Below are 2,324 nucleotides of genomic sequence, written 5' to 3'. Positions count from 1 at the left end.
AATCTGTTAATTTAACTCGCAATGGAGCAGACATCTCGTAGAACCTGTTTTTTAGACCTTCTCTATCTTATATTTAATTATAACCACCTACTTACGGCTCTGGTGGATGAAATTCTATAACCTCCGACGAGAAGTGTGCAGTAGTGACGCAGCATAACAATTTTTCTGTATTACGTTTTTTTGCTTCATACCAAAGCATGATATTAGCTTATTTTCTTATGGTTCCCATTTGAACACAGATGCGTAGGCGTAGCCCGCACTTCTCTACGAGACGCTGCGCGAACGACAAAGCTCAGTGACCATCGTAGACATCGCCGACGATGAAGTACTGATTTACTTACTACCATGAAGCTAGTTGAAGTTTGTGGTCAACTTTTGCCCATGATTACTAAGTTTTTCGGCTTGCCATAACCTTAATAAATATTACTCTCCTTCTGGATCGATACCCATTGCCCTGAGCCGTTCTGATAATTGTGCAGCTTTTTGTTCTGCTTGCTGGGCCTTTCGTTCTGCTTGCTGGGCTTTTTGCCTTTGCAACTCAGCTTCTTCTTGACCAATCAGTAATAGATTTCCCTCTAAATCCCACCAACGCAACCAAAATTGCTCAGGATTGTTCAAGTAGCTTCCCTGCCATAACCCTAGTTCCACTCCTAAAGGAGGAATTGGGTAGTGGCCTCGCTCATTAGGCTGAATTTTGTGGTAAGAAAAATCTACCAGGTGATAAACTTCCAGTTTGTCATTACTGATTTCATAAATGGCATAGTAGGGAATTCGGATTATTCGCTCATATACCCAGAATTTACCTGGTTTTGCGCCTTCTCGACTACCAGCTAGAGGTAAAGGAGTGACATCTCGTTCTTCATCGCCATTACCACTAGCTAGTTCTACAGCAATCAATGGCGGTATGTATTCCCGCCACAAAACATAAGAGCGACGGTTTTTGCCATCTAGCCTTGGTGGTACACCAGGGACATAAAACCAGTCCGGTGCTGCTGCTCCTTTTTCTGGCGGATCGGTTTCTCGCCAGTAAATACCGCAATCTTGACCAATGCAATACTGTCCATCTGGATGTAGGTGTTGCAAAACCTGAGCAATTGAGTCTGTGATAATAATGGTTTGGGGATGCTCCTGAAAATTTTTCACAAAAGTACCATCAGACTCAGGTAGTTGAGTGTGATCGGGAAACTGGGGTGGTATGGCAATATCAGCAAGTGTTTCACTCATACTTTGAAAAGTATTGCAGCTATTTATATAGTCCTTTAGGCTTCCCATCAGGTATTACGAAGTAGTATAACACCTTGCTATATCTTGATTTCAGTGCTTCTACCCTGCCAGAACAACTTTGATTGCGGGTAGAAATAGATGAAATCTTATATTTTGAAAACGTATGTGTTTTAAAATCGGGGGTATAGTGGGAGCGATCGCTATTTTATTGAGTAATGGTAGTGCGATCGCTCAAGATGCAGAAAGATATATCACTGTAGGGCATGATAAATTAGGAAACAGCGTAGCTCTGGATACGGAAACGATTAAGGGCACGATATACAAGCTTTACGGGATCTATGGAGATGGCATCTTTGAGACTACCTTTGATGCATCGTGCAAAGAATCGCGGCTGTTTCGCAATCGCATTGCGATTTACGGGCCAGAAGGACAGCTACTTGAAGAGGATAAAGAAAAAGGAGAAATCCCTTTTGTAGCAAGTTCTTCACCAGGCAAAGGTATGAAAATTGTTTGTCAAAAGATTGGTGCGAGTGGTTGGTAGTTGCTCAATATTTTATCAGTAGGGAATGGGGAATAAGCAATACACAATGCCCAATGCCCAATGCCCAATTCCCAGCTAAAAAATACTAAGGACAAAACAACGTGTCCCGCGTATCTCGTCCTGTAATAGAATTAGTTCCTTTAGCAAGTTTGCACAATTTTTTTTGCTCATCGGGACGCAGCAGCGTATCGGTAAAATCTGCCCCATCAATGATTGCACCATCAAATCTGGCATTAGCAGCAAAAGCACCCTCCAACAGTGCATTTGTTAAATTTGCTCTGACTAAACGAGCTGAGTCTAAAGTGGAATTTCTCAAATCAGAACCCTCCAAATTCGCAGACTCCAAATTTGCTGCAAAGAAACTGACACCGTTCAAATTAGCATGGCTGAAGTTGCTCTGGCGAAGATTAGCTTTAGTAAAGCTAGAGTCTGTTAAATCACGTCCTGAAAAATCAGCCTCAACCAAAATTTCTTTATTATATTCAAGTGCCAAAGCTGTTGGAGTAAAACCGACCGTTGCAATGATGCCAACTATTCCCCAGAGGAATAAGCTGAGTAT

3 protein-coding genes are annotated in these 2,324 nt (G+C 42.0%); 1 reads left to right on the top strand and 2 read right to left on the bottom strand.

Going from position 1 to position 2,324, the window contains the following annotated elements; all coding sequences use genetic code 11:
• Window positions 1-423: 423 nt before the first annotated feature.
• Window positions 424-1,224, bottom strand: coding sequence for a Uma2 family endonuclease (locus tag V7K41_RS24615; protein ID WP_334852447.1), 801 nt, complete (start codon window positions 1,222-1,224; stop codon window positions 424-426).
• 163 nt (window positions 1,225-1,387) lie between these two features.
• Between V7K41_RS24615 and V7K41_RS24610 the strand changes: the two genes are divergently transcribed.
• Window positions 1,388-1,765, top strand: coding sequence for a hypothetical protein (locus V7K41_RS24610; protein ID WP_334852445.1), 378 nt, complete (start codon window positions 1,388-1,390; stop codon window positions 1,763-1,765).
• An 85-nt stretch (window positions 1,766-1,850) separates the two neighbouring features.
• Here V7K41_RS24610 and V7K41_RS24605 read toward each other — a convergent pair.
• On the bottom strand, window positions 1,851-2,324 hold a 474-nt coding region (locus tag V7K41_RS24605; RefSeq protein WP_334852443.1), incomplete at its 5' end, for a pentapeptide repeat-containing protein.

Source organism: Nostoc sp. (genome assembly GCF_036917415.1).
Classification (GTDB): Bacteria; Cyanobacteriota; Cyanobacteriia; order Cyanobacteriales; family Nostocaceae; genus Nostoc.
The sequence above is the reverse complement of the archived record's forward strand: the minus strand, read 5'-3'. Positions and strand labels throughout refer to the sequence as shown.